25 protein-coding genes, 5 tRNA genes and 1 pseudogene (1 of these 31 running past the window's edge) are annotated in these 23,958 nt (G+C 52.9%); 23 read left to right on the top strand and 8 right to left on the bottom strand.

Annotated elements, in window-relative coordinates:
* Positions 1–23 precede the first annotated feature (23 nt).
* From AC2TF6_RS25095 to AC2TF6_RS25060, 8 genes are all read left to right on the top strand, one after another.
* Positions 24–767: a sugar phosphate nucleotidyltransferase gene (locus AC2TF6_RS25095; protein WP_491308976.1), complete on the top strand. Its 744-nt coding sequence runs from the start codon at positions 24–26 to the stop codon at positions 765–767.
* 16 nt (positions 768–783) lie between these two features.
* On the top strand, positions 784–1,347 hold the full coding sequence (rfbC, locus tag AC2TF6_RS25090) for a dTDP-4-dehydrorhamnose 3,5-epimerase (protein ID WP_491308975.1): 564 nt from the start codon (positions 784–786) through the stop codon (positions 1,345–1,347).
* On the top strand, positions 1,344–2,348 hold the full coding sequence (rfbB, locus tag AC2TF6_RS25085) for a dTDP-glucose 4,6-dehydratase (protein ID WP_491308974.1): 1,005 nt from the start codon (positions 1,344–1,346) through the stop codon (positions 2,346–2,348). Before rfbC ends, rfbB begins: the two co-directional genes overlap by 4 nt.
* 17 nt (positions 2,349–2,365) lie before the next feature.
* Entirely contained in the window at positions 2,366–3,217 is an 852-nt protein-coding gene (gene rfbD / locus AC2TF6_RS25080; protein ID WP_491308973.1) for a dTDP-4-dehydrorhamnose reductase, read from the top strand.
* The gene (locus AC2TF6_RS25075) at positions 3,207–4,148 is read left to right on the top strand and encodes a glycosyltransferase family 2 protein (protein WP_491308972.1); all 942 of its coding nucleotides are present in this window, start codon (positions 3,207–3,209) and stop codon (positions 4,146–4,148) included. The genes rfbD and AC2TF6_RS25075 overlap by 11 nt, the downstream gene beginning before the upstream one ends.
* A 97-nt stretch (positions 4,149–4,245) precedes the next feature.
* Entirely contained in the window at positions 4,246–5,142 is an 897-nt protein-coding gene (locus AC2TF6_RS25070; protein ID WP_491308971.1) for a glycosyltransferase family 2 protein, read from the top strand.
* A gap of 68 nt (positions 5,143–5,210) precedes the next feature.
* Positions 5,211–6,626: an undecaprenyl-phosphate glucose phosphotransferase gene (locus tag AC2TF6_RS25065; protein ID WP_491308970.1), complete on the top strand. Its 1,416-nt coding sequence runs from the start codon at positions 5,211–5,213 to the stop codon at positions 6,624–6,626.
* Positions 6,627–6,688: 62 nt separating this feature from the next.
* The gene (locus AC2TF6_RS25060) at positions 6,689–6,817 is read left to right on the top strand and encodes a hypothetical protein (RefSeq protein ID WP_009675220.1); all 129 of its coding nucleotides are present in this window, start codon (positions 6,689–6,691) and stop codon (positions 6,815–6,817) included.
* 93 nt (positions 6,818–6,910) lie between these two features.
* On the opposite strand, the pseudogene AC2TF6_RS25055 reads toward AC2TF6_RS25060, so the two are convergent.
* Positions 6,911–7,182 (bottom strand): annotated as a pseudogene (locus tag AC2TF6_RS25055) (SDR family oxidoreductase); the annotation flags it as partial.
* 21 nt (positions 7,183–7,203) lie between these two features.
* Between AC2TF6_RS25055 and AC2TF6_RS25050 the strand changes: the two are divergent.
* The 7 genes from AC2TF6_RS25050 (at position 7,204) to nagZ (ending at position 15,156) form a co-directional block, all read left to right on the top strand.
* Positions 7,204–7,374, top strand: coding sequence for a hypothetical protein (locus tag AC2TF6_RS25050; RefSeq protein ID WP_491311740.1), 171 nt, complete (start codon positions 7,204–7,206; stop codon positions 7,372–7,374).
* Between the two features lie 280 nt (positions 7,375–7,654).
* Positions 7,655–9,061, top strand: coding sequence for a DUF4367 domain-containing protein (locus AC2TF6_RS25045; protein ID WP_491308969.1), 1,407 nt, complete (start codon positions 7,655–7,657; stop codon positions 9,059–9,061).
* A 182-nt stretch (positions 9,062–9,243) separates the two neighbouring features.
* Positions 9,244–10,443 carry an alanine racemase gene (alr, locus tag AC2TF6_RS25040; RefSeq protein ID WP_491308968.1) on the top strand — a complete coding sequence of 400 codons (1,200 nt, stop codon included), beginning with the start codon at positions 9,244–9,246 and terminating at the stop codon, positions 10,441–10,443.
* Between the two features lie 215 nt (positions 10,444–10,658).
* A complete protein-coding gene (locus tag AC2TF6_RS25035; protein WP_036740450.1) occupies positions 10,659–10,940 on the top strand; it encodes a CopG family ribbon-helix-helix protein in 282 nt (93 codons plus the stop codon).
* A 4-nt stretch (positions 10,941–10,944) separates the two neighbouring features.
* A complete protein-coding gene (locus tag AC2TF6_RS25030) occupies positions 10,945–11,295 on the top strand; it encodes a type II toxin-antitoxin system PemK/MazF family toxin (protein ID WP_009675190.1) in 351 nt (116 codons plus the stop codon).
* 181 nt (positions 11,296–11,476) lie between these two features.
* Positions 11,477–13,708, top strand: a complete 2,232-nt coding sequence (locus AC2TF6_RS25025; RefSeq protein WP_491308967.1) for a Tex family protein — start codon at positions 11,477–11,479, stop codon at positions 13,706–13,708.
* Between the two features lie 194 nt (positions 13,709–13,902).
* Complete coding sequence (gene nagZ / locus AC2TF6_RS25020) at positions 13,903–15,156, top strand: beta-N-acetylhexosaminidase (RefSeq protein ID WP_491308966.1); 1,254 nt, start codon at positions 13,903–13,905, stop codon at positions 15,154–15,156.
* 48 nt (positions 15,157–15,204) lie between these two features.
* Here the strand turns inward: nagZ and cmpA are convergent, their stop codons facing one another.
* Positions 15,205–15,351, bottom strand: coding sequence for a cortex morphogenetic protein CmpA (gene cmpA, locus AC2TF6_RS25015; RefSeq protein ID WP_491308965.1), 147 nt, complete (start codon positions 15,349–15,351; stop codon positions 15,205–15,207).
* Between the two features lie 96 nt (positions 15,352–15,447).
* Complete coding sequence (locus AC2TF6_RS25010) at positions 15,448–15,813, bottom strand: hydrolase/acyltransferase (RefSeq protein WP_491308964.1); 366 nt, start codon at positions 15,811–15,813, stop codon at positions 15,448–15,450.
* Between the two features lie 142 nt (positions 15,814–15,955).
* On the opposite strand from AC2TF6_RS25010, the gene AC2TF6_RS25005 reads away from it, so the two are divergent.
* The 8 genes from AC2TF6_RS25005 (at position 15,956) to AC2TF6_RS24970 (ending at position 19,633) form a co-directional block, all read left to right on the top strand.
* Positions 15,956–16,429, top strand: a complete 474-nt coding sequence (locus AC2TF6_RS25005) for a SprT family protein (protein ID WP_491308963.1) — start codon at positions 15,956–15,958, stop codon at positions 16,427–16,429.
* Between the two features lie 18 nt (positions 16,430–16,447).
* Positions 16,448–16,523 (top strand) — tRNA-Asn (locus AC2TF6_RS25000).
* Positions 16,524–16,528: 5 nt separating this feature from the next.
* Positions 16,529–16,619: transfer RNA gene (locus AC2TF6_RS24995), tRNA-Ser, on the top strand.
* A gap of 196 nt (positions 16,620–16,815) precedes the next feature.
* Positions 16,816–16,890: transfer RNA gene (locus tag AC2TF6_RS24990), tRNA-Glu, on the top strand.
* A 3-nt stretch (positions 16,891–16,893) separates the two neighbouring features.
* Positions 16,894–16,966 (top strand) — tRNA-Lys (locus AC2TF6_RS24985).
* 17 nt (positions 16,967–16,983) lie between these two features.
* Positions 16,984–17,065, top strand: a tRNA-Leu gene (locus AC2TF6_RS24980).
* Between the two features lie 430 nt (positions 17,066–17,495).
* Complete coding sequence (locus AC2TF6_RS24975) at positions 17,496–19,109, top strand: alpha/beta hydrolase (RefSeq protein WP_491308962.1); 1,614 nt, start codon at positions 17,496–17,498, stop codon at positions 19,107–19,109.
* Between the two features lie 104 nt (positions 19,110–19,213).
* On the top strand, positions 19,214–19,633 hold the full coding sequence (locus AC2TF6_RS24970) for a pyridoxamine 5'-phosphate oxidase family protein (RefSeq protein WP_491308961.1): 420 nt from the start codon (positions 19,214–19,216) through the stop codon (positions 19,631–19,633).
* A 301-nt stretch (positions 19,634–19,934) separates the two neighbouring features.
* Here AC2TF6_RS24970 and AC2TF6_RS24965 read toward each other — a convergent pair whose 3' ends face one another.
* From AC2TF6_RS24965 to AC2TF6_RS24945, 5 genes are all read right to left on the bottom strand, one after another.
* The gene (locus tag AC2TF6_RS24965) at positions 19,935–20,564 is read right to left on the bottom strand and encodes an ABC transporter permease (RefSeq protein ID WP_009675182.1); all 630 of its coding nucleotides are present in this window, start codon (positions 20,562–20,564) and stop codon (positions 19,935–19,937) included.
* A 32-nt stretch (positions 20,565–20,596) separates the two neighbouring features.
* Positions 20,597–21,496, bottom strand: a complete 900-nt coding sequence (locus AC2TF6_RS24960; RefSeq protein ID WP_491308960.1) for a glycine betaine ABC transporter substrate-binding protein — start codon at positions 21,494–21,496, stop codon at positions 20,597–20,599.
* Between the two features lie 92 nt (positions 21,497–21,588).
* A complete protein-coding gene (locus tag AC2TF6_RS24955) occupies positions 21,589–22,257 on the bottom strand; it encodes an ABC transporter permease (RefSeq protein ID WP_009675169.1) in 669 nt (222 codons plus the stop codon).
* On the bottom strand, positions 22,258–23,481 hold the full coding sequence (locus AC2TF6_RS24950) for an ABC transporter ATP-binding protein (protein ID WP_491308959.1): 1,224 nt from the start codon (positions 23,479–23,481) through the stop codon (positions 22,258–22,260). It lies immediately after the preceding gene.
* Between the two features lie 97 nt (positions 23,482–23,578).
* A protein-coding gene (locus AC2TF6_RS24945; protein ID WP_009675179.1) for a DUF2179 domain-containing protein crosses the window boundary here: on the bottom strand, positions 23,579–23,958 show its 3' portion. It continues 142 nt past the right edge of the window; the window shows 380 of its 522 coding nt (coding positions 143–522); its start codon lies off the right edge, out of view; it ends in the stop codon at positions 23,579–23,581.

The following is a 23,958-nucleotide window of genomic DNA, read 5'->3' as shown; positions in this document are numbered from 1 at the left end:
TAAGTATTAGGGAGGAACACAGAATGAAAGGTGTTATTCTAGCCGGCGGCACAGGATCAAGACTGTATCCGTTGACCAAAGTTACCAATAAACATTTACTGCCTGTAGGTAAATATCCCATGATTTTTTATTCCGTACAGAGGCTCAAAAAAGCGGGAATTTCAGATATTTTAGTTGTAACGGGTAAGGATCATATGGGAGATGTAGTCAATTTGCTCGGCAGCGGTTCTGACTTGGAAGTTTCTTTTACGTATAAAGTTCAGGATGACGCAGGCGGTATCGCTCAAGCATTGGGACTAGCGGAGCAATTTGCTGCCGGGGAACGAATTGCCGTCATTTTGGGAGATAACGTATTTCAAGACGATATCTCAGCATATGTTAGTAATTTTAAGGAGCAATCCGATGGCGCTAAAATTTTAATTCAAAAAGTCCATGATCCCCAAAGATACGGGGTGCCCGAGCTGGATGGCGACCGGATTGTTTCCATTGAAGAAAAACCTTTGGTCCCCAAAAGCGACTATGCTGTTACGGGAATCTATATGTATGACAGCCAAGTTTTCGACATCATCAAAAGTCTAAAACCTTCTAAACGCGGTGAGTTGGAAATAACGGATGTGAACAATGCGTATATTGCTAAAAAGCAGCTGACGTATGATGTCCTTCAGGGATGGTGGACGGATGCGGGAACTCATTCATCTCTTGCGTTGGCTAACGAATTGGCTAAGGAAATTACCTTCGGTGATGAATTCGGGAAATTAAAACTGTAAGAAAGGGGCATTGACAATGAAAGTAACCGAGACCAAATTTTCTGAAGCTTTGCTTATCGAACCTACAGTCCATGGCGACAGCCGTGGCTTTTTCATGGAAAGCTATAACCAAAAAAGATTTGAAGAACTGGGTATCGTCTACAGCTTCGTCCAAGATAATCACTCGTTGTCTGCCGAAACAGGGGTTCTTCGCGGCCTTCATTATCAGCTCAATCCCAAAGCGCAAACCAAGCTTATCCGTGTCCTTGCCGGCGCCATTTACGATGTTATCGTGGACATACGCAAAAAATCGCCGACGTACGGCCAGTGGCAGGGATTTATCCTCAGCTCGGAGAATAAGCGTCAGCTTCTGGTGCCGAGAGGCTTCGCTCACGGTTTTTGCACGCTGGTGCCCAACACGGAAGTACTGTATAAGGTAGACGAGTATTATTCTCCCAAAAATGATAGGGGGATCATGTGGAACGATCCCGCGCTTGCTATCGATTGGCCCACATCCAGCCCTATTCTTTCGGCAAAAGATGAAAAACACCCTCGCTTGGCAGATGCGGATAACAACTTTGATGAGGAGGTTCAATCATGAAACTTCTCGTAACAGGTGGAGCGGGTTTTATCGGAAGTAACTTCGTTCTGTATATGCTTAAGAAATACCCGGATTACCAGATCATCAATTTGGATGCTTTAACCTATGCCGGAAATCTCGAGAATCTAAAAACGGTGGAGAACCATCCCAACTACCGGTTCTTAAAAGGAGATATTTCCGACCGGGATGCTGTTGAGCGGGCTTTCGATTTTGGCGTTGACGTCGTCGTGAACTTTGCGGCCGAGTCTCATGTGGATCGCAGTATTCTGGATCCCGGCATTTTCGTTCAAGCCAATGTTATGGGGACTCAAGTGCTGCTTGATGCCGCAAAAGCCCGTGGAATTACTAAATTTGTACAGGTTTCCACAGATGAAGTGTACGGCTCTCTTGGCGAGACGGGACTATTCTCGGAAACAACTCCGCTGGCTCCCAACAGTCCTTATTCGGCTAGTAAAGCCGGTGGCGACATGCTGGTTCGCGCTTATCACGAAACATTCGGACTGCCGGTTAATATTACACGCTGTTCCAACAATTATGGGCCGTATCAGTTTCCGGAGAAGCTAATACCTCTTATGATTGCCAATGCCCTGGATGGGAAATCTCTTCCCGTTTATGGAGACGGCCTCAACATACGAGACTGGCTCTACGTGGAAGATCATTGTTCGGCGATCGATCTGGTTCTGCACAGCGGGCGAAATGGGGAAGTGTACAATATCGGAGGGAACAATGAGCGCACCAATCTTGTTATCATCCAAACGATCTTGGCCGCACTCGGCAAATCCGAACAATTAATTACGTTTATTCAGGATCGTCCCGGACATGACCGCAGATATGGAATTGATGCAAGCAAAATAACGTCGGAGCTGGGCTGGCAGCCCAAGCATAACTTCGAGTCCGGTATCCAGGAGACCATACGATGGTATCTGGACAATAAAGAGTGGTGGGAACGGATACGTTCCGGGGCCTATCAATCCTATTATGAACAGCAATACGGTTCTTAAGAAACACGGAGGTTCCTATGAAAATCTTAGTTACCGGAGCAAAAGGACAACTTGGAAGCGAAGTTTGCAAGCTGTTTGAAGCTGAGGGGCACGAAGTCTACGGATACGGACGTGAAAAGCTGGATTTTACGGATCAGACGGCGTGCGGGCGGATCATTCACGAAATCAGGCCGGACGTTCTGGTTCATTGCGGCGCCTATACGGCCGTAGACAAGGCGGAAAGCGAGCCCGACGCGGCTTACCGCGTCAATGCAAGCGGAACGCGTAACTTGGCTGTGGAAGCGGAAAAACATAACGTGAAGTTTTGTTATATCAGCACGGATTACGTATTCGACGGCAGAGGGAGTACACCGTACAACGAATATGACAATACCAATCCCCAAAGTATTTACGGAAAGTCTAAGAGGGCCGGCGAAATTCTTACTCAGACGTTAAGCAGCCGGTATTTTATCGTGCGGACATCGTGGGTCTACGGCCGGGTCGGGCAGAATTTTGTGAAGACTATGCTGAAGTTGGGCGGAGAGAAAACCTCATTAAATGTAGTTCATGACCAAACGGGCTCCCCGACTTATGCGGCTGATTTGGCTTCCTTTCTTCTGGAACTTGTACAAACGGAGAAGTACGGAATTTACCATGCTTCCAACGCCGGAACGTGTACATGGTACGAATTTGCTAAAGAGATATTCGAGCAATCGGATATGAAAGTGGCAATAAACCCCTGTACCACGGATGAATTTCCGCGTCCCGCGGAACGGCCGCCATTTTCGGTAATGGACCACATGGGCATTCGCTCCAACGGCTTTCAGGATTTAAGAGGCTGGAAGGAAGGGCTGAGGGATTTTCTTAAGGAATACCGGAATGGGGAATGAACGGGTCGTTGTGCTTTTATCTACATATAACGGAGCTAACTATCTCGAAAGTCAGCTGAATTCGATATTAGCCCAGTCTCATTCAAATACGAGCATCCTTGTGAGAGATGACGGATCCAGCGATAAGACTTTGCATATTTTAACGCAGTACGAAATGCAGTACGATTGTATCCAATTGATGCCGCAAGAAGATAACAAAGGGCCGAAATTAAGCTTCGGCCGGCTGCTTCAGGAAGGCCTATCAGGGTCAAGTGCGAATTATTTTATGTTCGCGGACCAGGACGATGTCTGGCTTCCGGACAAGATCGAAAAGACTTTGGCTAAAATGAAGCAGCTGGAAAAGACACATGAGCAGCGGCCCTTATTGATTCACACGGATTTAAAAGTAGTCAACGAGCAGCAGCGGGAGCTTAACCCGTCTTTCTGGAACTATCAGAAGCTGGATCCCGCTAAGGATTCGTTTCCGCGCCTGCTCATGCAGAATGTCATTACGGGCTGCACCATGATGATAAACCGCCGATTGGCCGAGCTCAGTCTTCCCGTACATGCGGACGCTATTATGCATGATTGGTGGATCGGTTTGGCCGCCAGCGCGTTCGGCAGCATCGGCTATTTGCCGGAGCCGACGATTTTGTACCGGCAGCACGGTGAAAACAGCGTAGGGGCCAAGCGGTTCGGGATGTCCTACATCAAGACTAAGCTTTTAGAACCGGTTTATCTGGAAAAGAATATACGTCAAGCGAGGGCTTTTGAAGAACAGTTTTCCGAGAGGCTCCCGGAAGAAAAGCGCGCGCTCTTGAAGAAGTTTATCGAGCTGGAGAATAGCTCTTTTGTAAGGGGCCGGTTTTCTCTCCTTAAGAGCGGGTTTTATAAAATAGGATTTGCACGGAATATGGGGTTATTTCTCAATTGGAAATCCAGGAGGCCTTGAATTACCAAAGGTCTTTTTTATTTGAGGCGGTTTTAGCCTATTCCCAATCTTGCATGTTATACTAGGAATATCTAGTAAAATTCGGATGGAGATTCAGATGGACTTAAGCATTATCATCGTCAATTACAATACCCGCCGGCTGACGCTCGATTGTCTGCATTCGGTATATGCTTCCGTTACGGGGTATACATACGAAGTACTTTTGATTGATAACAACTCCTCGGATGATTCGGTTTCGTCCATTCGAAGCGAGTTTCCGCAGGTAGATTTGATCGCGAATCAGGAAAACGTCGGTTTTTCCCGAGCGAACAATCAGGGCATAAGAATAGCGCAGGGCCAATATATTCTATTGTTGAACTCGGATACGATTGTGGAGCCGGATACGTTCCAAATCATGCTGGATTATATGAACCGACATCCGAAGGTCGGCGCAGCCGGCTGCAAGGTTGTATTGCCCGACGGTTCTCTCGATAAAGCGTGCAAACGCGGGTTTCCGACGCCGTCGGCGTCTTTTTATTATGCGTTCGGGTTTTCGAAGCTGTTTCCGGATCGTCCCCGGTTCAATCAATACCAGCTGGGGTATTTGGATCCCGACGAGGAATACGACGTCGATTGTTTGGTCGGAGCTTTTATGATGGTCCGCAGGAAAACGATCGAGGAAGTCGGAATGCTCGACGAAGAGTTTTTCATGTATGGGGAAGACGTGGACTGGTGCTACCGGATCAAGGAAGCGGGCTGGCAAATTTATTATTACCCTCGCACCAAGATTATCCATTACAAAGGCGCCAGCAGCAGGCGCAAGCCGTATAAAATCATCTATGAATTTCACAGGGCCATGATCTTGTTTCACCGTAAACATTACAAGCGTAATTACTCGTTCGTGACGAATGCCGCCGTTTATATGGGAGTGGCGGTCAAGTTCGGGCTTGCACTGCTGAAAAATAAGGCGCTGCCGGTCAAGAAGTCTTTGAACCAAACGGATGTCGGAGCGTAACGTATCGTATTCATCATGCGGCAACGATTGCGTTGTCTCCTACCAACGATTTTTGAGGTGAATCTTCCATGCTTCGCAGAAATCAACAATTTCTAACTCAGGTCTATGCGATTTTTGATTTCGCTGTGATTCAGACCGCCTTCCTGATCGCCTGGTGGGTTAAATTCGAGAGCGGTTGGCTGGATGCCAACCAGCCGATTCCCATCTCCGTATATGCCGTTTGGAGTGCGGTTTACGGTGCGGTCGCCGTTGCGGTCGGCTTTTTCGTCGGGCTGTACGGGCCAAACCGCAAGAAACGGTTTGCCGATACGCTGATCAAAATCGTGCAGACGCATCTGATCAGCTTGTTCATCCAGCTCAGCTTGCTCTTTTTCTTCAAAGAAGTGCATATTTCACGTGAATTTCTGGCGATGTATATCGTGCTGGATATTGTGCTCATCACCGTATACCGCTACGTTTTGAAAGAAAGCCTCAAGCGTCTTCGCGAGAAAGGGTACAACAAACAGTTTGTGCTCATTCTGGGAGCGGGTACGCTGGGCAGGCGCTTTCACGATAAACTGCTGCAGCACCCGGAGCTCGGTTATGAAATTATCGGGTTTCTCGATGATCATGGAGAGCATTCGGAGCACAAGGAGCTTCCTGCGGCTCCCTACAAGCCGGTCATCGGCAGTCTGGACGATCTGGACGAAATCCTCCAGGACAAATTGATCGATGAAGTCATCATCGCGCTGCCGCTGGACGTCCATCACAAATTCCCGCGTATTATCGCGGCTTGCGAGAAGGCGGGCGTGCGGACGCTGATCATTCCCGACTTCTTCGATTATTTGCCGGCGCGGCCGTTTTTCGATAATTTCGCGGGCATGCCGCTCATCAATGTGCGCGATATTCCGCTCGATATGATCAGCAACCGCGTGATCAAACGGGCTTTCGACCTCGCATTTTCGCTCACGGCTATCCTTATCACCCTACCGGTGATGATCGTGATTGCCGCGGCAATCAAACTGACGTCGCCCGGCCCGGTGATTTTCAAGCAGGAGCGGGTAGGGTTAAACCGGCGAAAATTTTATATGTACAAATTCCGCTCGATGCGCCAGGAGACGGCGAACACGTCCGACACCGGCTGGACGACGGCCGACGATCCGCGCAAAACGAAGCTGGGCGCCTTTCTCCGCAAAACGAGCCTCGATGAGCTGCCTCAGTTTTTCAATGTGCTTTTCGGGCATATGAGTGTAGTCGGACCGCGTCCGGAACGGCCGTTTTTCGTGGAGCAGTTTAAAGAAGAGATTCCGAAATATATGGTGAAGCATCATATTCGTCCGGGGATTACAGGCTGGGCGCAGAGCAACGGTCTCCGTGGGGACACCTCGATTTCGGACCGGATTCAGCACGATATTTTCTATATCGAAAATTGGTCGTTCCTCTTCGACATCAAGATTATCTGGAAAACGATCGTAAACGGCTTTACGAACAAAAATGCTTATTAAGTATATTCCGCCCGAATCTTCCCGATACTAGGATCATATCTTGGTAACGGGGAGGTTTTTTTATGATCGATCATGAAGACGCTTACCGGGACGATCAAATGCCAATGGGGCGCGGCCTGATCATCGGAGTGCTGATGGGAGCCGTCATGTGGGCGGTCATTATCGGCGGGTTTCTTTACCTGGTGAACTAATGAGGGGAAAAATAAAAGCCGCCGAACCGGACTTCCCGGTTTCGGCGGTTTTCAATTTGGTCGGTTTGCCGGAGGGGCATCCGGGAAACCTTCTTATCTCGCCGTCCAGCCGCCGTCAATGATCAGCTCCGTGCCGGTAACGAACGAAGACTCGTCCGAAGCCAGATAAAGGACCCCGTACGCGATGTCCTCGGGCATGCCCAGGCGGGGCAGCGGAGTACCCGCTTCGAACATGTGTCCCGCGCCCTGATCGAGGGCTTCCTGGATCATCGGCGTCACGATAATGCCCGGGTGAACGGAGTTCACGCGGATTTTATCCGGGGCAGCTCGATAGCCGATGCTTTCGATAAGGAGCGCTCCGCACCGGCGACCCCGTGGCGGAATACGTGCCCGGATTTCCGTCGGGGGACCGGATCACGCTGCGCCGGAATCCCGAATCTCACGGACAGCCCTCGTTTGCGGAGCAGGCGAAGGCCCGCCGGAACGTGGATGAGCTTATCGCTTTACTCCGTGGAAAGCCGATCGAATTCGAACCGGGTTCCCGGTTCAACAAGTGATCGAAGCGGCAAACGGACACAGTTACTCCTCTTCGGATTAGAATATGTTCAGCCTGACACACATGGCGGTCGCAGCCGGGTAACAAAAGGAGGTCTTCTTAACAGAAGGCCTCCTTTTCCGCATGCAAACTTCCCCCGTTCCGGTGCAGGATTCCCCCCAAAAAAAACCAAGACCGGCCAAGGACAGGATCACGGCTTGTCAAACTAGTCCGCATAATCGGCCAAGTCCCTTCATAGACATGTATCAGTACATTTTACTTAAGGATGAGGGGATGATGACATGCGTCGGGTCACATGGATACTCGCCATCGTGATGAGTGCAGCATTGCTTCTGGCCGGTTGTGGAAAAAAGGATGCAGGATCGGTAGTAAAAGATTTGGATCATGTGATCGGCAAGCTCGAAAGTTATCAGGGCACGGGACGCATGGTTCTTCAAACCGGGCAGGAACCGCAGGAATACCAGGTGGAAGTGTGGTACCAGCAGCCGCATTATTACCGCATTTCCTTGACCAATGAGAAAAAAGACATCACGCAGGTTGTGCTGCGAAACGATGACGGGGTTTTTGTTTTGACGCCTCATCTGCATAAAAGCTTCCGGTTCCAGAGCGACTGGCCGGAGAATCAGGGTCAGGTCTACCTGTTCCAGTCCTTGGCTCAAAGCATTCTGCTGGACACGGAGCGTCAGTTTACGAAAGACGGCAATTCGTATGTCTTCGACGTGGCGGCGAATTATGCCAACAGCGGGCAGATGGCGAGACAGAAGATATGGCTGGATCAAAAAAGCCTCGCGCCGCAGAAGGTCGAAGTTTCCGACAGCAGCTCGAACGTACTCGTTAAGCTTGATTTCACCCAGTTTGAGTTTGGAAAAAAGCTGGAAAAAGACAGCTTCGACATGCAGCGCAACATGACCAGCTGGGATCTGAAATCGCTGGATAAGGACGCGCCTGTCTCCGGCGCGGTAACCCAGCCGGCCGCGGGCGCAGCATCCCCGGACGGCAAATCGGCCGCAGCCGGGAAAGCGCCGAACGCGGCAGGCGCCGCCGGCAAGGACGCGGCTGCCGGCGCTCCAGCGAGCGGCGCAAGCGCCACCGCGACCGCCGACGGCGGCAAAGCCCCGGCCGCGTCGCCGGGCAAAGCCGCGGACGGCTCCGCGAAGCCTCCGGCCGCGGCGGCGGGTTCCGGCGGCGCAGCGGCTGACGCGGGCAAGACGCCCGCTGCGCCAGGCGTCCCTGCGGGCGGCGCAGCCTCCGCCGGCGGCACCGGCGCCAAGCAGCCGGCGCCCGCAGCGGCGGGCACTGCCGCGACCGGTGCGGCCGGCGCGGACAAAACCGCCGCGGCCAACAGCAGCGCGGGCTTCGGCCTCATCGAGCCGTCCTACATGCCCAAGGGTGTCGCGCAGCAGGACATCCGGGATGTGAAGCTCGGCGAGAACACGGGCATCATGGTCCGCTACCAGGGGACCTACAACTACACGCTGCTCGAGGTAGCGCCGCAGACGCAGACCGTATCCGTGCTGCCCGGCGATATCGTCGACCTGGGCTACACGCTCGGCGTGGTCACCGGCGACGAGAAGAAGACGCTGACGTGGACGTACGACGGCATCGAATTCCGGCTGGCGACCGCCGACCTGCCGCACGACGAGCTTGTCAAAATCGCCCAGTCCGTTGCCGAAGAAGCGGGCAAATAACCCGCAAAGCCCCATGGATTGGGGAATTTTGCCCGGAACAATGCATTGACTTCATCCAGCGGAGCCTTTAACATGGGTGTATCGGAGGACGGCGGAAGTGCCGGCCAATTAGGGAAGGGAGACCCTGTTTATTCGGGATCTCCCTTGTCCCGTGTACAGTCTTGAAGAAGGTGAACTTTGACGTGGATGCTTTTTACCGTCCGACTTACGTGGAAATTTCATTGGATGCGCTCCGCAGCAACCTGGAAACTTTCAGGCGCATGCTGCCGGGAAGCGTACACATGATGACGGTTCTGAAAGCCGATGCCTACGGCCATGGTGCCGTAGAGGTTTCGAAAGTGGCAATGGAATGCGGCGCGACCTATCTGGCTGTAGCTTTTCTCGACGAAGCGATGGAGCTGAGGAACGCCGGCATCACGGCGCCTATCCTGGTTCTGGGCTACACGCCGCCGGAAGGGATCGGACTTGCGCTGGAACACGACATTACGCTGACCGTTTATACGGAAGAACTGCTTGAAGCGGCTTCCGGGTACGCGCAGCGTGACGCCGCAGCGGGCGGGAACAAACCGCCGCTTAACATTCATATCAAAATCGACAGCGGCATGGGACGGATCGGCCTGCACGACGAGGACGAAGCCGTCGCGTTTATCGCGAGAGCGCTGCAGACTCGGGGAATCCGGGTCGAGGGGCTGTTTACCCACTATGCCAATGCGGATGAAAGCGACAAAGCTTATACGTACGAACAGCACGCGAAATTCGCCGGGATCGTCCGGAAGGCCGGTGAGCTGCCTGGAGCCCGTTTTCCTTTTGTTCACGCCGGCAACAGCGCGACTGCCATTGATCTGCCCGAACTTACTTACAACATGGTACGTCTGGGCATTGCAATGTACGGCCTGTATCCTTCCGAAGAGGTAAACAAAGAGCAGATCAGACTGAAACCCGTACTGAGCCTCAAAACGGGGATCGTCCATCTGAAGACTCTTCCACCCGGATCGGGCGTCAGCTACGGCACCATTTATCACACGCAAGGCGATGAACGGATCGCCACACTGCCGATCGGCTATGCCGACGGCTTCTCGCGTCTGCTGACGGGGAAAGCGGAAGGACTGGTCCGCGGCAGAAGAGCTCCGGTCGTAGGCCGGATCTGTATGGATCAATGTATGCTGAGTACGAGCGATATTCCGGAAGCGGCATTCGGTGACGAGGTCGTTCTGCTCGGCGAGCAGGGCGGAGAACGCATAACCGCGGAGGAAATCGCCGCTAAGCTGGGCACGATTAATTACGAAATAACCTGCATGATCTCTCACCGGGTTCCCCGCGTTTACGTAAGCGGCGGCCGCAGAGTGAAGGCGGTCAACTCCCTGTTCAGACATCTTTTTTAACGGATCGACAGGACTTAATCAAAATTCCACAATTTTTCACGAAGGAAAAACAGGATTTCAGGGTATGCCCTCGAATAGATTACAAGGGAGCTTGACGATGCGTATGGCATAAATGATATACCACACGCATATATACTGAAGTAGTATAAATTTACTACTGCATCGACATAATGGTAGTAAAGTGTTTTCGGATGTTTCTTGGGGGTGCGAAATCGGTGAATAATGCTCATAACACGAAGAGGATCATGATCAGTTTGCCAGACAACCTATTACAGGAGGTCGACGGCATTGTGGAGAAGGAGAACTCCAACCGAAGCGAGTTTATTCGCCAGGCCATGAAGCTGTACTTGCTTGAACGCAAAAAACGCAGCCTTCGCGAGTCCATGCAGAAAGGCTACATGGAGATGGCTAAAATCAACCTAACGATAGCGGACGAAGCTTTTCAAGCGGAGGAAGAGGCGGACAATACGCTGGTACGCTTAGTAAGCGGGGTGTAATAATTTGATTGTAAAACGTGGCGATGTGTACTTCGCAGATCTTTCACCGGTTGTCGGTTCCGAACAGGGCGGCGTCCGTCCGGTGCTGATTATCCAGAACGACATCGGCAATCGCTTCAGCCCGACGGTCATCGTCGCCGCAATTACGGCGCAGATTCAGAAAGCGAAGCTACCGACGCACGTGGAAATCGATGCGGAAACGCACGGTTTTGACCGGGACTCCGTCATTTTGCTGGAACAGATCCGTACGATCGACAAACAGCGGCTGACCGACAAAATTACGCATCTGGATGAAGAATCAATGCGCAAGGTGGACGAAGCGCTGCAGGTCAGCGTGGGACTGATTGATTTTTAGCGATGAAATGAGGAGCGAGGGGCCCTAACAGCCCTCGTTTTTTCGTTTCTTTTACAAAGGTCGGCACGGAAACAAGGTCCGGGCACGCGAATGCGGCGGAGATCGAGATGTTTTCGGGGGAAGGATCGGGTCGAGCACAATCTGCCCGGAAGAAAGCTACAAAACGCATGGGGGAATAACGATGGCAAACACGGATGTCCAGCACGCAGACAAGCAGCAAGCACCTAAGAGCTACGAACGGACCGAGGAAAAAACGGCGGCTACGGCTGCCCGGATCGTCAAACAAATCGCCGGCGAGCTTCAGCTCAAGGCTTCCCAGGTTCAAACGACCGTAAATCTCTTGGATGAAGGCAACACCATCCCGTTTATCGCGCGGTACCGGAAGGAAATGACGGGAGAACTCGACGAGAATTTCCTGCGGGATATCGAGGAGCGGCTGAATTACCTCCGTAACCTGGAAGACCGCAAGCTGGAAGTACTGCGTCTTATCGACGAGCAGGACAAGCTCACTGGCGAGCTCCAGGCTTCCATTGAAAAAGCGGTAAAGCTCCAGGAGCTGGAGGACTTGTACCGTCCATACCGTCAGAAACGCAAAACACGCGCGAGCGTCGCGAAGGAAAAAGGGCTGGAGCCGCTGGCGAAATTTATACTGAAACAGCCTCAGAAAGGTTCTCTTCAGGAAGAAGCCGAGAAGTATGTCCGTGAAGACAAAGGCGTCGCCACCGCCGAAGAAGCTCTTCAAGGCGCGCGGGATATCGTCGCCGAGCAGCTCGCGGACGATGCGAAAATCCGGGCTTGGGTCCGCAAATTTACGCACGACAACGGGATTCTGCGTACGGAAGCGAAGAAGCAGGAAGAAGAGTCCGTTTACGAGATGTACTACAGCTACCAGGAACCGCTGAAAAAAATGCCGCCGCACCGCACGCTGGCGATTAACCGCGGTGAGCGCGAGGACGTGCTGAAAGTGGCGCTCGACGTTCCCGTTGAGCGGATCCACGAATTCATCGGCCGCCAGGTCATCCAGGGGCCGTCCGTGACGCGCGACGCGCTGCAATCGGCTGTGGAAGATGCCTACAAGCGTCTGATCGCGCCATCCATCGAGCGCGAAGTCCGCGGAGAGCTGACGGAACGGGCGGAGACGCACGCGATCCAGATTTTCGCCGGCAATCTGCGGAATCTGCTTCTCCAGGCGCCCGTTAAGGGCCAAACCGTGCTCGGCGTCGACCCGGCTTACCGGACCGGCTGCAAGCTGGCCGTCGTGGATGAGACGGGCAAGATGCTGGAGGTCACGGTGACGTACCCGACGCCGCCGAACAACAAAGTCGCGGAAGCGAAGGCCGCTTTCAAGCGCCTGATCGACACGTACAATGTCAGCCTCATCGTCATCGGCAACGGTACCGCTTCGCGCGAAACCGAGCAGTTCGTGGCGGATCTGATCGCCGAACTTAAAGCGCGCAAGCTCCAGTACCTCATCGTGAACGAGGCTGGCGCAAGCGTGTACTCCGCATCGAAGCTTGCTCAGACGGAGTTCCCGAATCTCGACGTGGCGGAGCGTAGCGCCATCTCGATTGCGCGCCGCCTGCAGGACCCCCTCGCGGAGCTTGTCAAAATCGAGCCGAAGGCGATCGGCGTCGGCCAATACCAGCACGACGTCTCGCAGAAGCATCTCGACGAGAGCCTCAAAGCGGTTGTCGAATCCGCCGTTAACCATGTCGGTGTCGACGTGAACACGGCATCGCCGTCCCTGCTTTCTTACGTCTCCGGAATCAACAGCACGATCGCGAAGAATATCGTGAAGTTCCGCGAGGAGAACGGGAAGTTCGGCAGCCGCAAAGAGCTGCAGAAGGTTCCCCGCCTCGGCGCGAAAACGTTCGAGCAGTGCATCGGCTTCCTCCGGGTACCCGGAAGCGGCAACCCGCTCGACAACACGCCGATCCACCCCGAGACATACGACGTGGTGGACAAGCTGCTGGCCGAGCTGAGAGTCGAGCTTGCCGGGATCGGCTCCCAGCAGCTCAAGGAACTGCTTCAGCGCCAGGAGCCCGAAGAGCTTGCACCCAAGCTCGGCATCGGCGTTCCTACGCTGCGCGACATCCTGGACAGCCTGCAGCGTCCGGGCCGCGATCCCCGCGAGGAACTCGGGACGCCGATCTTCCGGACCGATGTCCTGCAGATCGAAGATCTGAAGCCGGAGATGGAGCTTCAGGGTACCGTGCGCAACGTGATCGATTTCGGCGCTTTTGTCGATATCGGCATCAAAAGCGACGGTCTTGTCCATATTTCCCAGCTCAGCGACAAGTTCGTGAAACATCCGATGGATGTGGTATCCGTCGGTGACAACGTAACGGTCTGGGTATTGAACGTAGATGTGAAGAAGGGCCGTGTCGGCCTGACGATGAAACAGCCGCAATAAAAGGAATCGGCCATAAAGAACCTCAAGATCCCAAAAGAGCTTGAGGTTTTCTTTTTTACTCTGAATTCCGCACCTCAGCGGAGTCCTGGCATCTCGATCAGGCAGGGCAGGAATAACTCTTATCCGAATGGGCAAAAACAGAAAAGATAGCTGCCGCTGGAATCCGGCAGGCAATCAGAGCGGAGGGAAGGTCCATGCTTCACACATGGTTACGTAAGGGAGGAACGCTGGCGCTTGCCGTACTGCTGTTCATTTTGGCCGGCTGCAGCACATCGGGACCGCAAGCAGGTCCGGGCAAAAGTCACAGCGGCAGCAAGGAGCCGAGTCCGATGCCTACGGTCGAGGACCCGCTGAAGGATCAGATTGCGAGGATGACGCTGGATCAGAAAATCGGGCAGATGGTCATCAGCGGAGTCGACGGATTGGAGATGGACGAGCACGCGCGGCAGCTGATAGATACCTATAAGGTCGGAGGCTTCATTTTATTCAAGCCGAACGTAAAAAGCGCGGCGCAGGCGTCAGCCCTCCTGAATTCGCTGAAAGAAGAGAATGCCCGTACGGGCAGCAAAATACCGCTTATGCTGAGCGTGGACGAGGAAGGCGGACGCGTCAGCCGCATGCCGGACGAGTATATGAACGTACCCGCGAGCCAGGTGATCGGCAGTACGAAGAACCTGCGTTTCGCTGCGGAGATCGGGGATATTCTGGCCCGGGAAGTGGCCACCCTGGGATTTAACACGAATTTCGCTCCGGTGCTCGACATCAACAGCAACCCGAATAATCCGGTCATCGGGGACCGTTCTTTCGGGTCGACGCCCGAGCTTGTAGGCAATCTCGGCGTCGAGATGATGAAAGCCATCGCCGCGCAGAAGGTGATTCCCGTCGTGAAACATTTCCCGGGACATGGCGATACCGCGGTAGATTCCCATATCGGGCTGCCTGTCGTGGAGCACGATGCGAGCCGTTTGCGTTCTTTTGAGCTCGTCCCTTTCATCAAAGCCTTCCAAAGCGGGGCGGATGCGGTCATGGTTGCGCACATTCTGCTTCCGAAGCTGGATTCCACCTATCCGGCTTCCTTATCCCCGGCGGTCATCACCGATTTGCTGCGCAAAGAGCTGAATTTCGGCGGTGTCGTGTTCACGGACGATCTGACGATGGGTGCCATCGTCAAAAGCTACGGAATCGGAGAGGCGGCCGTTCAAGCGGTGAGAGCAGGCACGGACGTAGCCCTCGTCTGTCATGAATTCGACAACACGGTCCGTGTCGTAAAAGCGCTGAAGCAGGCCGCCGAAACCGGTGTTCTCTCGGAGCGGAGAATCGACGAGAGCGTTTACCGGATTCTGAAGCTGAAATACAAGTACACGTTAGCCGATCGCCCGGCTCCGCAGCCGGATGTCGGCAAAATCAACGAGCAGATCGGCCGGGTCCTGGACGCCCGTCTGCCTTAACGGCCTGGAGTCGTCACAAAAAAAGCAGGTAATTCCGCCTATGCGGAGCTACCTGCTTTTTTCAAAGGATTCCGACAGCTCGTCGGGTGATCTCCGTGTCCGGTAAAAAAACCAACTGTCGTTAAGTAAACGAATCTGCCGAGGGTTTTTGTTCTGAAACGCTCGCATCAGCTGGTTGCAGAGCCATTGCGGCATAACGCCATCCCCTTCCTGACTGACTACTTACAGCATATGGGGAAGTGGCGGCCGGCGTGCAGGTCCTGCACCTTTTTTTATCGGAAAAGCGGAGATTTACTGCTGATCTTCCTCGTACTCTTCGTACCATTGCTCCAGTTGGGCCTGCAGCGCCCGGATTTCGGTGAGCAGCGATACGAGCGGGTAGGCGGATTCCTGAATGGAAGCAAAGGATGCTTCCAGCTTATTGATGTAATGGAGACCTCCTGTTACCGCATACGCGGTACCTACCGGCTCCAGGTTGTCGCATTCGGCGATGACGACCGGCAGTTCTGGCACATTATGTGCGGTCAGCTTCTCGATTTCTTTGTGCAGCCGGCCGTTCAGGGCCGTAAGCTGGTACATGTGCGTAGCGGGCATTTCGACAAATTCGAGCTGGTCTTTCAGTTTCAATATGGCATATTTCATAACGCTGGTCGGCATAGCGGCGGTGCTCCTCTCGCGCATCACGTTCTCGTTTTCTACTTGACAGTATAGCCCTTCATTAGGTACAAATTCAAGAGAGACTTATCCGCGGGAGCATACGGGAAATCCCGTGCCGAAGCGGGGAAAGGAGTCGCTTGCTATGGACGACGGGCAGCTTCAGGAGTGGGTGGAGCAGATTTCTCTGCAGGCGTTCGGATGGCCGTTTCGTCACCGTGCGCGGTTTAACCGCAGGCTTCGTGCCACGGGCGGCCGGTATTTTACGAAGTCACACGATATCGAGATCAGTTGGCACCAATGGGAGACTTACGGCAGGGATGATGTCGAAAAAATCATTAAGCACGAGCTGTGCCACTATCATCTCCATTTGCAGAGAAGAGGCTATCAGCACCGGGATGCCGACTTTAAACTTCTGCTCAAGCAAGTGGGCGGGACGCGATTTTGCCGGGCTTTGCCTCAGCGCAAGGAACCGGCGCCTTACAAGTACAAGCTCCAGTGCGTGGCCTGCGGCACCGAATACTACCGGAAAAGAAAGATGGATGTTCGTAAATACTCGTGCGGAAAATGCCGGGGAAAGCTGGAACTTTACACGCTTGACTTTCCCAAACGTTCATGATAAATTAATTATTGTCTTTCCCTGATAGCTCAGTTGGTAGAGCACTCGACTGTTAATCGAGTTGTCACAGGTTCGAGTCCTGTTCGGGGAGCCATATCTGGAGAGATACCCAAGTGGCTCAAGGGGACCCTCTGCTAAGGGGTTAGACTGCGTAAGTGGTGCGAGGGTTCGAATCCCTCTCTCTCCGCCATTAAGTATTGTGAAGAAAGTCGCTTAGATACAGCGGCTTTTTTGCTTTTTAAGGGCCTTTGCGCAAGCGGCACGGGTGCCGGGCAAAACGATTTTGTGCCAGAAAATTCATTGCAAATTAGGCTTGTCATTTTGAAAAGGTTAAGCTATAATAACACTTGTCGTCAAAAACGACATCATGTTCTAAGAGTTGACATGGCCCGTTGGTCAAGGGGTTAAGACACCTCCCTTTCACGGAGGTAACAGGGGTTCGAATCCCCTACGGGTCACCATGAGAGCCATTAGCTCAGTTGGTAGAGCACCTGACTTTTAATCAGGGTGTCGAAGGTTCGAGTCCTTCATGGCTCACATTCTTTACCTCACATGCGGTCGTGGTGGAACGGCAGACACGCTATCTTGAGGGGGTAGTGCCCAATGGGCGTGAGGGTTCAAATCCCTCCGACCGCATACCTCATTAAATAAGAGACCTTGCTGAATACAGCGGGGTCTCTTATTTTTTTAGAAATATTTCCCGAGAAATATCGAACCGTGAGACGGGTGTCTATTTGTGCCGGATGATTCATCGACAAAGGATCAAGTGCATCATGCGGATGTCGAAAGGCCGGAAGCTTCGGAAATAAAGACAGATATACCGCCGGCCGGGCGCAGTAAGGAGCCAATGTCGATGAACAGTTCCTTTTTAAATAGGAGAGGAAGTCTGAAAAAGGAGATTTGTGTTGGCGAACGGTCAAATAGGTGGGTTAGAATCACTTTAGTCCGGAAATAGTTCCGGTTTTTTATTTTATTTTCCTAAAATTAACATCCAGCTAATGCTGAATTGTAATTTCTTCCATATAATGGTGGAGTAAGCTATTATCCATTCAGAGGAGGGAATTAAATGATTCAAAAAGTTCGTACCCGTATGATCCCCTTGTTAGGTCTTTCCGCCGTTCTTGCGTGTTCTTCGGTGGTCCAAGCCGCTCAGCCTCCGGCTCCGGCTCTGCATGACGACAACCCGTCCGGTAATTTCGGGGACTGGTACACGGGAGCGGTGCCGCCGCAGGCTTCCAATGACAAGCCCGTGATTCTTTTCGTTCAAGGTCTTCATTCGAATTATAACACCTGGCTCAAAACGGACGGATACTACGAAGCGGCTTATAAGGCCGGGTACCGCACGGCTTTCGTACAACTGAAAGATGCGGACGGTACGGGCGGAGACATGTGGACCAACGGTCCGAAGCTGGCCGAGGTCATCAAGAAGGTCGCCAACTATTATGGTGTCTCCCAAATTAACATCATCGCTCACTCCAAGGGCGGAATCGACACGCAAGCCGCTCTCCTGCATTACGGCGCCGCGCCGTACGTGAACGTCGTTCATCAGCTTTCTACGCCGAATAAGGGCTCCGAGCTGGCTGACATGGCTTACAGCGACTGGACAAGCTGGCTGGCCGACATTCTCGGCAAGAAAGATGATGCGGTCTATTCGCTGCAAACTTCCTACATGGCCAATTTCCGGACACAGACAGACAGCAAGCCCGGAGTCTCCGCTACTAAGACCTACATGTCCGGCGGAGAAGGCGATGACGGCTGGTTCACTGCCTACTGGTTCGCTCATGCGGTTCTTCCGGGTGAGGATGACGGTGCGGTCAGCGTAGACTCCGCGCTCGGATTGCCTTACGGCATTAAAAGCTTTACAAAAAACATCTCTCACAGCGCGATGACGACGGCTTCCCAGACTTGGAGCCTGGTTCAGCCTAAACTGGCACTCGGCAAAACGAAGGCTGCAGCGGCGGCGCTTCAAGAAGAGAACCTCTCCGCGGCCCCCCAAGAAGCTCCTGCGGTTTCCGAGAATTCTTCTTTCATTATGAAAGGGGGCAGTCTCACCAAAGGATCCGCAAAAGAGGTGTTCCCGCTTGAAAGCGGTCTCGGCACGATCTCACTGGATGTGTTGACGGCTAAAGAAACGACGCAAGTCACATTGACAAGCCCATCCGGCAAAAAGATCCCGCTTAACCCGGCCAAAAGTGCGGAGAAAGACGATGCCGTTCTGTTCTCCGATGCCGTTCATCATACGCTGACGCTCGAGAACCCGGAGAAGGGGAACTGGACCCTGGAGCTGTCGGGAGAAGGGGACGCATACTTTATGCTGGCTCAACCGGAAGGCCGTGTAAAAGGACAAATCAAGAACGCCCGCAAACAATATAAACAAGGTGAGAATGCGCAAATTGCCGTTTCGTTCGACGGAGCGGGTAAGCTGGAAGACACTCAAGCGAAGAAGGCGAAGCTGACCCGTTCCGGAGGCAAAGGAAAGGTGAAAAGCCTCCAGCAAGCGGGAGAAGTTAATCTGCAAACCGCGAAGAATGAAGTCCTCTTGAACTTCAAAGCGCCGACGGAGCCCGGGGTCTATAATATCTCATTCGACATCAACGGAGTGAACGAGCGGCAGGAACCTTTTACACGTTCCGTGAACTACAATTTCGCCGTGACCGATGAGGCGGGAAAAGTCGAATAGGCACGCTTGTCCAAAGCGGCTCTCCTTCGTTTGGAGCTTCATCATTTCGGGTAATCTAAAAATAGAAAGAGAAACGTGTTTACCCGAAAGGAGCTGGAGAGAGCATGTCGAATCTGTCTTTGGAACAGCAGATCGTAAGCGTTCTGGATAAAAACGAGTTCTGCTCGTTCGGTACTGTTGAGAACGGGAAACCGCGTGTACGCTACATGGCTTTATTTCACGATGAGCTGACGATTTATCTGGCGACAAACCGTAAAACCGATAAGGTGGAAGAGCTGCGGGACAATCCCCATGTACATATTCTTGTGGGCTTTGACGGCAAATCTTCTTCCGATATTCTTCAAATCGAAGCGACAGGCAGCGTGAGTACGGATGAAAGCTTGCGGGAAAAAGTATGGCGCGACGACTTCAAGGAATGGTTTGACGGTCCGCACGATCCGGAGTATGTTATTCTGAAGATTGTCCCCGGCCGTATCGAGTACTACAGCGGTAAATCCGAGCCGCAGGTATGGCAGGCGAAATAACAAGCGCGAAGCCGAAAGAAGCCCGAATGGGCCCTTTCGGCTTTTTTGTTTTCAGCGCAGAACCTTCTCGTTCGTTACGTGAATACGAGCGCGTACCGCGCGAAGCTCCCGGCGCGCGGTGCTCGGCGTCGCAACCGGTGTTCCAACGCGATGCGCATTGTGAGTACGACGATAGGCGGTTGCTGCTCCCCCAAAGCGGGGTGCGGTACAGCCGATTTATGGGGCGGCGACCGCGCCCCTCCGACAAATAAAAAGAACGCGGCGGCTGCACAGGCAGTCTTCCGCGTTCTTTTTATTTACACTACCGGCTGATGTGCATACGCTTCTGCACTTGACCGAGGACAAAATCCGTCAGCAGCGCGAGAAGCGCCGCTGGGATAGCTCCCGCATACAAACGGGCGGAGTTGTCCATGTTGATGCCGGAATAAATCTCCCGGCCCAGACCTCCGCCCCCGATCAGCGGAGCGATGGTAGCCACGCCGATGGCGATGACTGCGGCCACCCGGACGCCTGTCGCGATGAAAGGCAGCGACAGCGGAAGCTGTACCTTCCACATAAGCTGAAGCTGGCTCATGCCGACTCCACGTCCGGCTTCCGTAATCGCCGGATTTACCTGGGTGAGCCCGACAAAGGTGTTGCGGATGATCGGCATCAGGGAATAGAGGAAGAGGCCGATAACGACAGTCTTGAAGCCGAGCCCGAACACGATCATCAGCAGCACGAGCAGCGCCAGACTCGGAAACACCTGAATGATGTTCGCGGCCGTAAGAATGACGGAACCGAGGCGGCGGTAACGCGCGGCCAAAATGCCCAGCGGCACCCCGACGATAAGCGCCATGAGAATGGCAAGGAGAACCATTACGATATGATCGTAAGTCAGTCCCAGCAAATCCAGCCAGTTTTCACTAACATATTGAAAGAAAAGCTCCATATTCATGTCCCCTTAGAAGGCCTGCAGGACCTTTATTTCAGCAGTCCGATTTGTTTTAAATAGTCTTCCGCAACTTTTTTTTCATTGCGTTTTTTCACGTCAACTTCATAGTTCAAATCAATCATGGTTTTGGCATCGATTTTCCCGATAAGCAGTCCGATGATATCGTTCAGCTCCGGATGGGCAGCCAGCAGCTCTTTTTTCACAACCGGTGAGGCGTCGTAAGGAGGGAAGAACTGTTTGTCGTCCTCCAATGTCACCAGATTGTATTCTTTTAACCGGGCGTCCGTTGAATAAGCCAATACGATATCCACCTTTTTGCTGGCTACGGCGCTGTAAACGAGCGCGACCTCCATGGGAAGCGTATCCCCGAATTGAAGCCCGTAATGTTTGGCAAATGCCTTGTACCCGTCGCTTTCTCTTTCTAGCCAGGTCGTATCCACGCCAAGCTTGACAGAGCCGGCATCCGGAATAATGTCCGAGATCTTCTTCCAGCCCTTCTCGTCCGCCAATTCTTTGCGCACCGTAAAGGCATACGTATTTTCAAATCCGTAAGGATTAAACCATTTAAAGTTAAAATATTTATCGAAACCGGCCTGCGCTTCCGCAAGCACTTCTTCCCGGTTTCTTTTCTTGTCTTCCATCGGGAAATGCTTGTTGAGCAGTTCGCCGGAATAAAGGGTGGACATCTGGATGTCGCCCTTCTTCATGGCATCGATGATCACTCCGCTTGACGCAAGGTCCGGGAGTACATCCACCTTCAGGTCGGTGCGGTCTTCGATCAGCAACTTGTACATTTGGGCCAAAATTTTCGGCTCCGAATATGTCTGCGTCCCGATCAGAATGGTATCTCCCCGTCCGCAGCCGCTTGCTGACACAACAACCGCAGCGAGAAGGCTTGCTGCCAGTAAGCGTCTTCTCACACGTTTCATTCGAAATCCCCTTTAGACGACCTTCACAGCGCGGCCGTTTTTTATAGTGAAAAGCTTTTATTCAGCTCGTTTAATGATAGTCTTCAAAAAAGTTAAGCTGCTTTAGCGCTTGATGTTTTGGTGCGTGAGGTGAGCCATTTTTCCAAAGCTCCCAGCACGAAATCGGCGATCAGAGCCAAGATGACGGCCAGAATGGCGCCCGTAAAAATAAGCTCCTTCTTGTTCACGCCCATCCCCGCTACAATCAACTGGCCCAGACCGCCGGCTCCGATAAGCGTCGCCAGTGTAGCCCAGCTGATAATATAGACCGTTGTCACGCGGACGCCGGACATGATGTAGGGAAGAGCCAGCGGAAGCTGGATGCGCACTAACCGCTGGATGGAGCTGTAGCCCATGCCTCTTGCGGCCTCGATCAGATGCGGATTGACCGCCTGGAAACCCGTGAACGTATTCCGCATGATAGGCATCAGGGAATACAGGAACAGGGCGATGATAGCCGGCTTCATACCGACCCCGATCAGCGGGATCAGGATAGCGAGCAGCGCCAGGCTGGGAATGGTCTGGAGCAGATTCGATAAAGCGAAAACAAGCGAATTGATCCATTTAATCCGGTTTCCGGCCAAATAGACGCCTATAGGGATGGCGACAATACAGCCGAAAAGGATAGACAGGAACGAAATGATCAGATGCTCCCGGAAAGCGACCAGGATATCCGGCAACCGGTCGCTAAGAAATTGACCGTAGCTGTTCAGGAAGTCCATTTAAGCACCTCCGCTGCCGCCGACCGGTACTTGCGTCCCGTCTTCCGCTGAAGCTTGGAGCGCCGCTTCGGCCGTTTCGGCAAATTCGTCAGACTCGGCCGGCGTATATACATCCGCGATATGACGGACTACACTCCCCTTTGTAACGAGCCCGGCGAACGTGTTGTTCTCGCGGACAACCGGAATATAAGGAAGGTTATGCTCGTTCATAAGCTGGATGGCCACGGATAAGGAAGTGCCTGTCTCGACCGTATGATGAAAAGGTTTGGCGATATCGGCGAGTGTGATATTTTCCTGCCTATACTTGTCGAGCACCTGGAAGATGGACGTCGTACCGATCAGACGGTTCTGCCTGTCCACGATCAAGAGGGAATCGACCCGGTTTTTCTCCATGATTTTAATGGCTTCGGCAAGACCGCGTGTAGGATAGGCTGTGATCGGATGTTCGGCCATAACCTCATCGACGGTAGGGATTTCCTCGAATCCGGTATCCGCCTGCAGCCTCTTTTTACCGACGAAAGACTTGACAAACTCATTGGCCGGATAACGGAGGATATGCTCCGGACTGCCGTGCTGAACGATTTCGCCGTCCTTCATAAGCACGATGTTGTCCGCGATTTTCACGGCCTCGTCCATGTCGTGGGTAACGAAAATAATCGTCTTCTTCAGATCCTGTTGAAGCCGTACCAGCTCATCCTGCAGCTGTTCCCGGGAGATGGGGTCGAGCGCGCTGAAAGGCTCATCCATCAAAATGACATCGGGTTCCGCGGCCAGAGCGCGGATAACGCCGATACGCTGCTGCTGTCCTCCGCTAAGCTCGGATGGATAGCGGTTGCGGAACGTGTCCGGGTCAAGGGATACCAAGCGAAGCAGTTCATCGACCCGTGTATCTATGCGCTGCTGGTCCCATTTCAGAAGCTTGGGAACAACCGCTACATTTTTGGCGATCGTCATGTGGGGGAACAGGCCGATATTTTGTATCACATAGCCGATGTTGCGTCTCAGCTCGACCGGATCCATTTGGGAAATATCCTTCCCTTTAATGGTAACCTTCCCTTCGGAGGGATTGATCAAGCGGTTGATCAGTTTCATCGTGGTGGATTTACCGCATCCGCTTGGTCCGATCAGGACATGGAGCTGGCCTTCGGCGAACTCTAAATTAAGATTTTTCAGTGCGACGAATCCATCGTCGTACCTTTTGATAACACCTTCCAGACGAATCATTCTATGCAGCACCCCTTTTTTCTCTAAGTAACAGCGTGAAATTTACTTATGTAACCTTTTATATAAACAGAATAAGACAAAGTGAATCACCAACCGGTTAAGGGTTCAGTCTCCTCGTCCAGAAACCGCCGCGGAAAAAACGCGGTTCATAAGAGATTACAAAAGCTTTCGGAGCAAGTTCATGAAGAGTGCTCAGAAGCTTTTTTTCCAGAGAACGCTTGGCGAGCACCTGCATGACCAGACGGGGACCGTCGCGTCCTTCCGCCACCCAGTGGGTGACACCGTAGCCTTTGTTCCGCAGGGTATCCGGCAGAGTCGTTTCCGTATAATCGACGACAATCTGCAGAGTGGTGTATCCGAGCGCAAGCCAGCCTTCAATGCGAATCCCCAGCCAGACGCCAGCCCCCCAGCCTACGCAGTAAGCGATAATATTGACAGGATCGTCGATGTTCTTGAGCACAATATTAAGACCCATTA

The sequence above is a fragment of the Paenibacillus sp. JNUCC 35 genome (genome assembly GCF_058269095.1).
The sequence above is the reverse complement of the archived record's forward strand: the minus strand, read 5'-3'. Positions and strand labels throughout refer to the sequence as shown.

Excerpts from the sequence above, each read along its gene's own strand:
- AC2TF6_RS25075 (WP_491308972.1), top strand. The coding sequence starts at position 3,207 with ATGGGGAATGAACGGGTCGTTGTGCTTTTATCTACATATAACGGAGCT.
- cmpA (WP_491308965.1), bottom strand. The coding sequence starts at position 15,351 with ATGCCGCAATGGCTCTGCAACCAGCTGATGCGAGCGTTTCAGAACAAA.
- AC2TF6_RS25095 (WP_491308976.1), top strand. The coding sequence starts at position 24 with ATGAAAGGTGTTATTCTAGCCGGCGGCACAGGATCAAGACTGTATCCG.
- AC2TF6_RS24965 (WP_009675182.1), bottom strand. The coding sequence starts at position 20,564 with ATGGAGCTTTTCTTTCAATATGTTAGTGAAAACTGGCTGGATTTGCTG.
- AC2TF6_RS24950 (WP_491308959.1), bottom strand. The coding sequence starts at position 23,481 with ATGATTCGTCTGGAAGGTGTTATCAAAAGGTACGACGATGGATTCGTC.
- AC2TF6_RS24970 (WP_491308961.1), top strand. The coding sequence starts at position 19,214 with ATGTCGAATCTGTCTTTGGAACAGCAGATCGTAAGCGTTCTGGATAAA.
- AC2TF6_RS25060 (WP_009675220.1), top strand. The coding sequence starts at position 6,689 with ATGATCGATCATGAAGACGCTTACCGGGACGATCAAATGCCAATGGGG.
- nagZ (WP_491308966.1), top strand. The coding sequence starts at position 13,903 with ATGCTTCACACATGGTTACGTAAGGGAGGAACGCTGGCGCTTGCCGTA.
- AC2TF6_RS25010 (WP_491308964.1), bottom strand. The coding sequence starts at position 15,813 with ATGCCGACCAGCGTTATGAAATATGCCATATTGAAACTGAAAGACCAG.
- rfbB (WP_491308974.1), top strand. The coding sequence starts at position 1,344 with ATGAAACTTCTCGTAACAGGTGGAGCGGGTTTTATCGGAAGTAACTTC.
- AC2TF6_RS25070 (WP_491308971.1), top strand. The coding sequence starts at position 4,246 with ATGGACTTAAGCATTATCATCGTCAATTACAATACCCGCCGGCTGACG.
- rfbD (WP_491308973.1), top strand. The coding sequence starts at position 2,366 with ATGAAAATCTTAGTTACCGGAGCAAAAGGACAACTTGGAAGCGAAGTT.
- AC2TF6_RS24955 (WP_009675169.1), bottom strand. The coding sequence starts at position 22,257 with ATGGACTTCCTGAACAGCTACGGTCAATTTCTTAGCGACCGGTTGCCG.
- AC2TF6_RS25045 (WP_491308969.1), top strand. The coding sequence starts at position 7,655 with ATGCGTCGGGTCACATGGATACTCGCCATCGTGATGAGTGCAGCATTG.
- AC2TF6_RS24975 (WP_491308962.1), top strand. The coding sequence starts at position 17,496 with ATGATTCAAAAAGTTCGTACCCGTATGATCCCCTTGTTAGGTCTTTCC.
- AC2TF6_RS25005 (WP_491308963.1), top strand. The coding sequence starts at position 15,956 with ATGGACGACGGGCAGCTTCAGGAGTGGGTGGAGCAGATTTCTCTGCAG.
- AC2TF6_RS25065 (WP_491308970.1), top strand. The coding sequence starts at position 5,211 with ATGCTTCGCAGAAATCAACAATTTCTAACTCAGGTCTATGCGATTTTT.
- AC2TF6_RS24960 (WP_491308960.1), bottom strand. The coding sequence starts at position 21,496 with ATGAAACGTGTGAGAAGACGCTTACTGGCAGCAAGCCTTCTCGCTGCG.
- AC2TF6_RS25025 (WP_491308967.1), top strand. The coding sequence starts at position 11,477 with ATGGCAAACACGGATGTCCAGCACGCAGACAAGCAGCAAGCACCTAAG.
- rfbC (WP_491308975.1), top strand. The coding sequence starts at position 784 with ATGAAAGTAACCGAGACCAAATTTTCTGAAGCTTTGCTTATCGAACCT.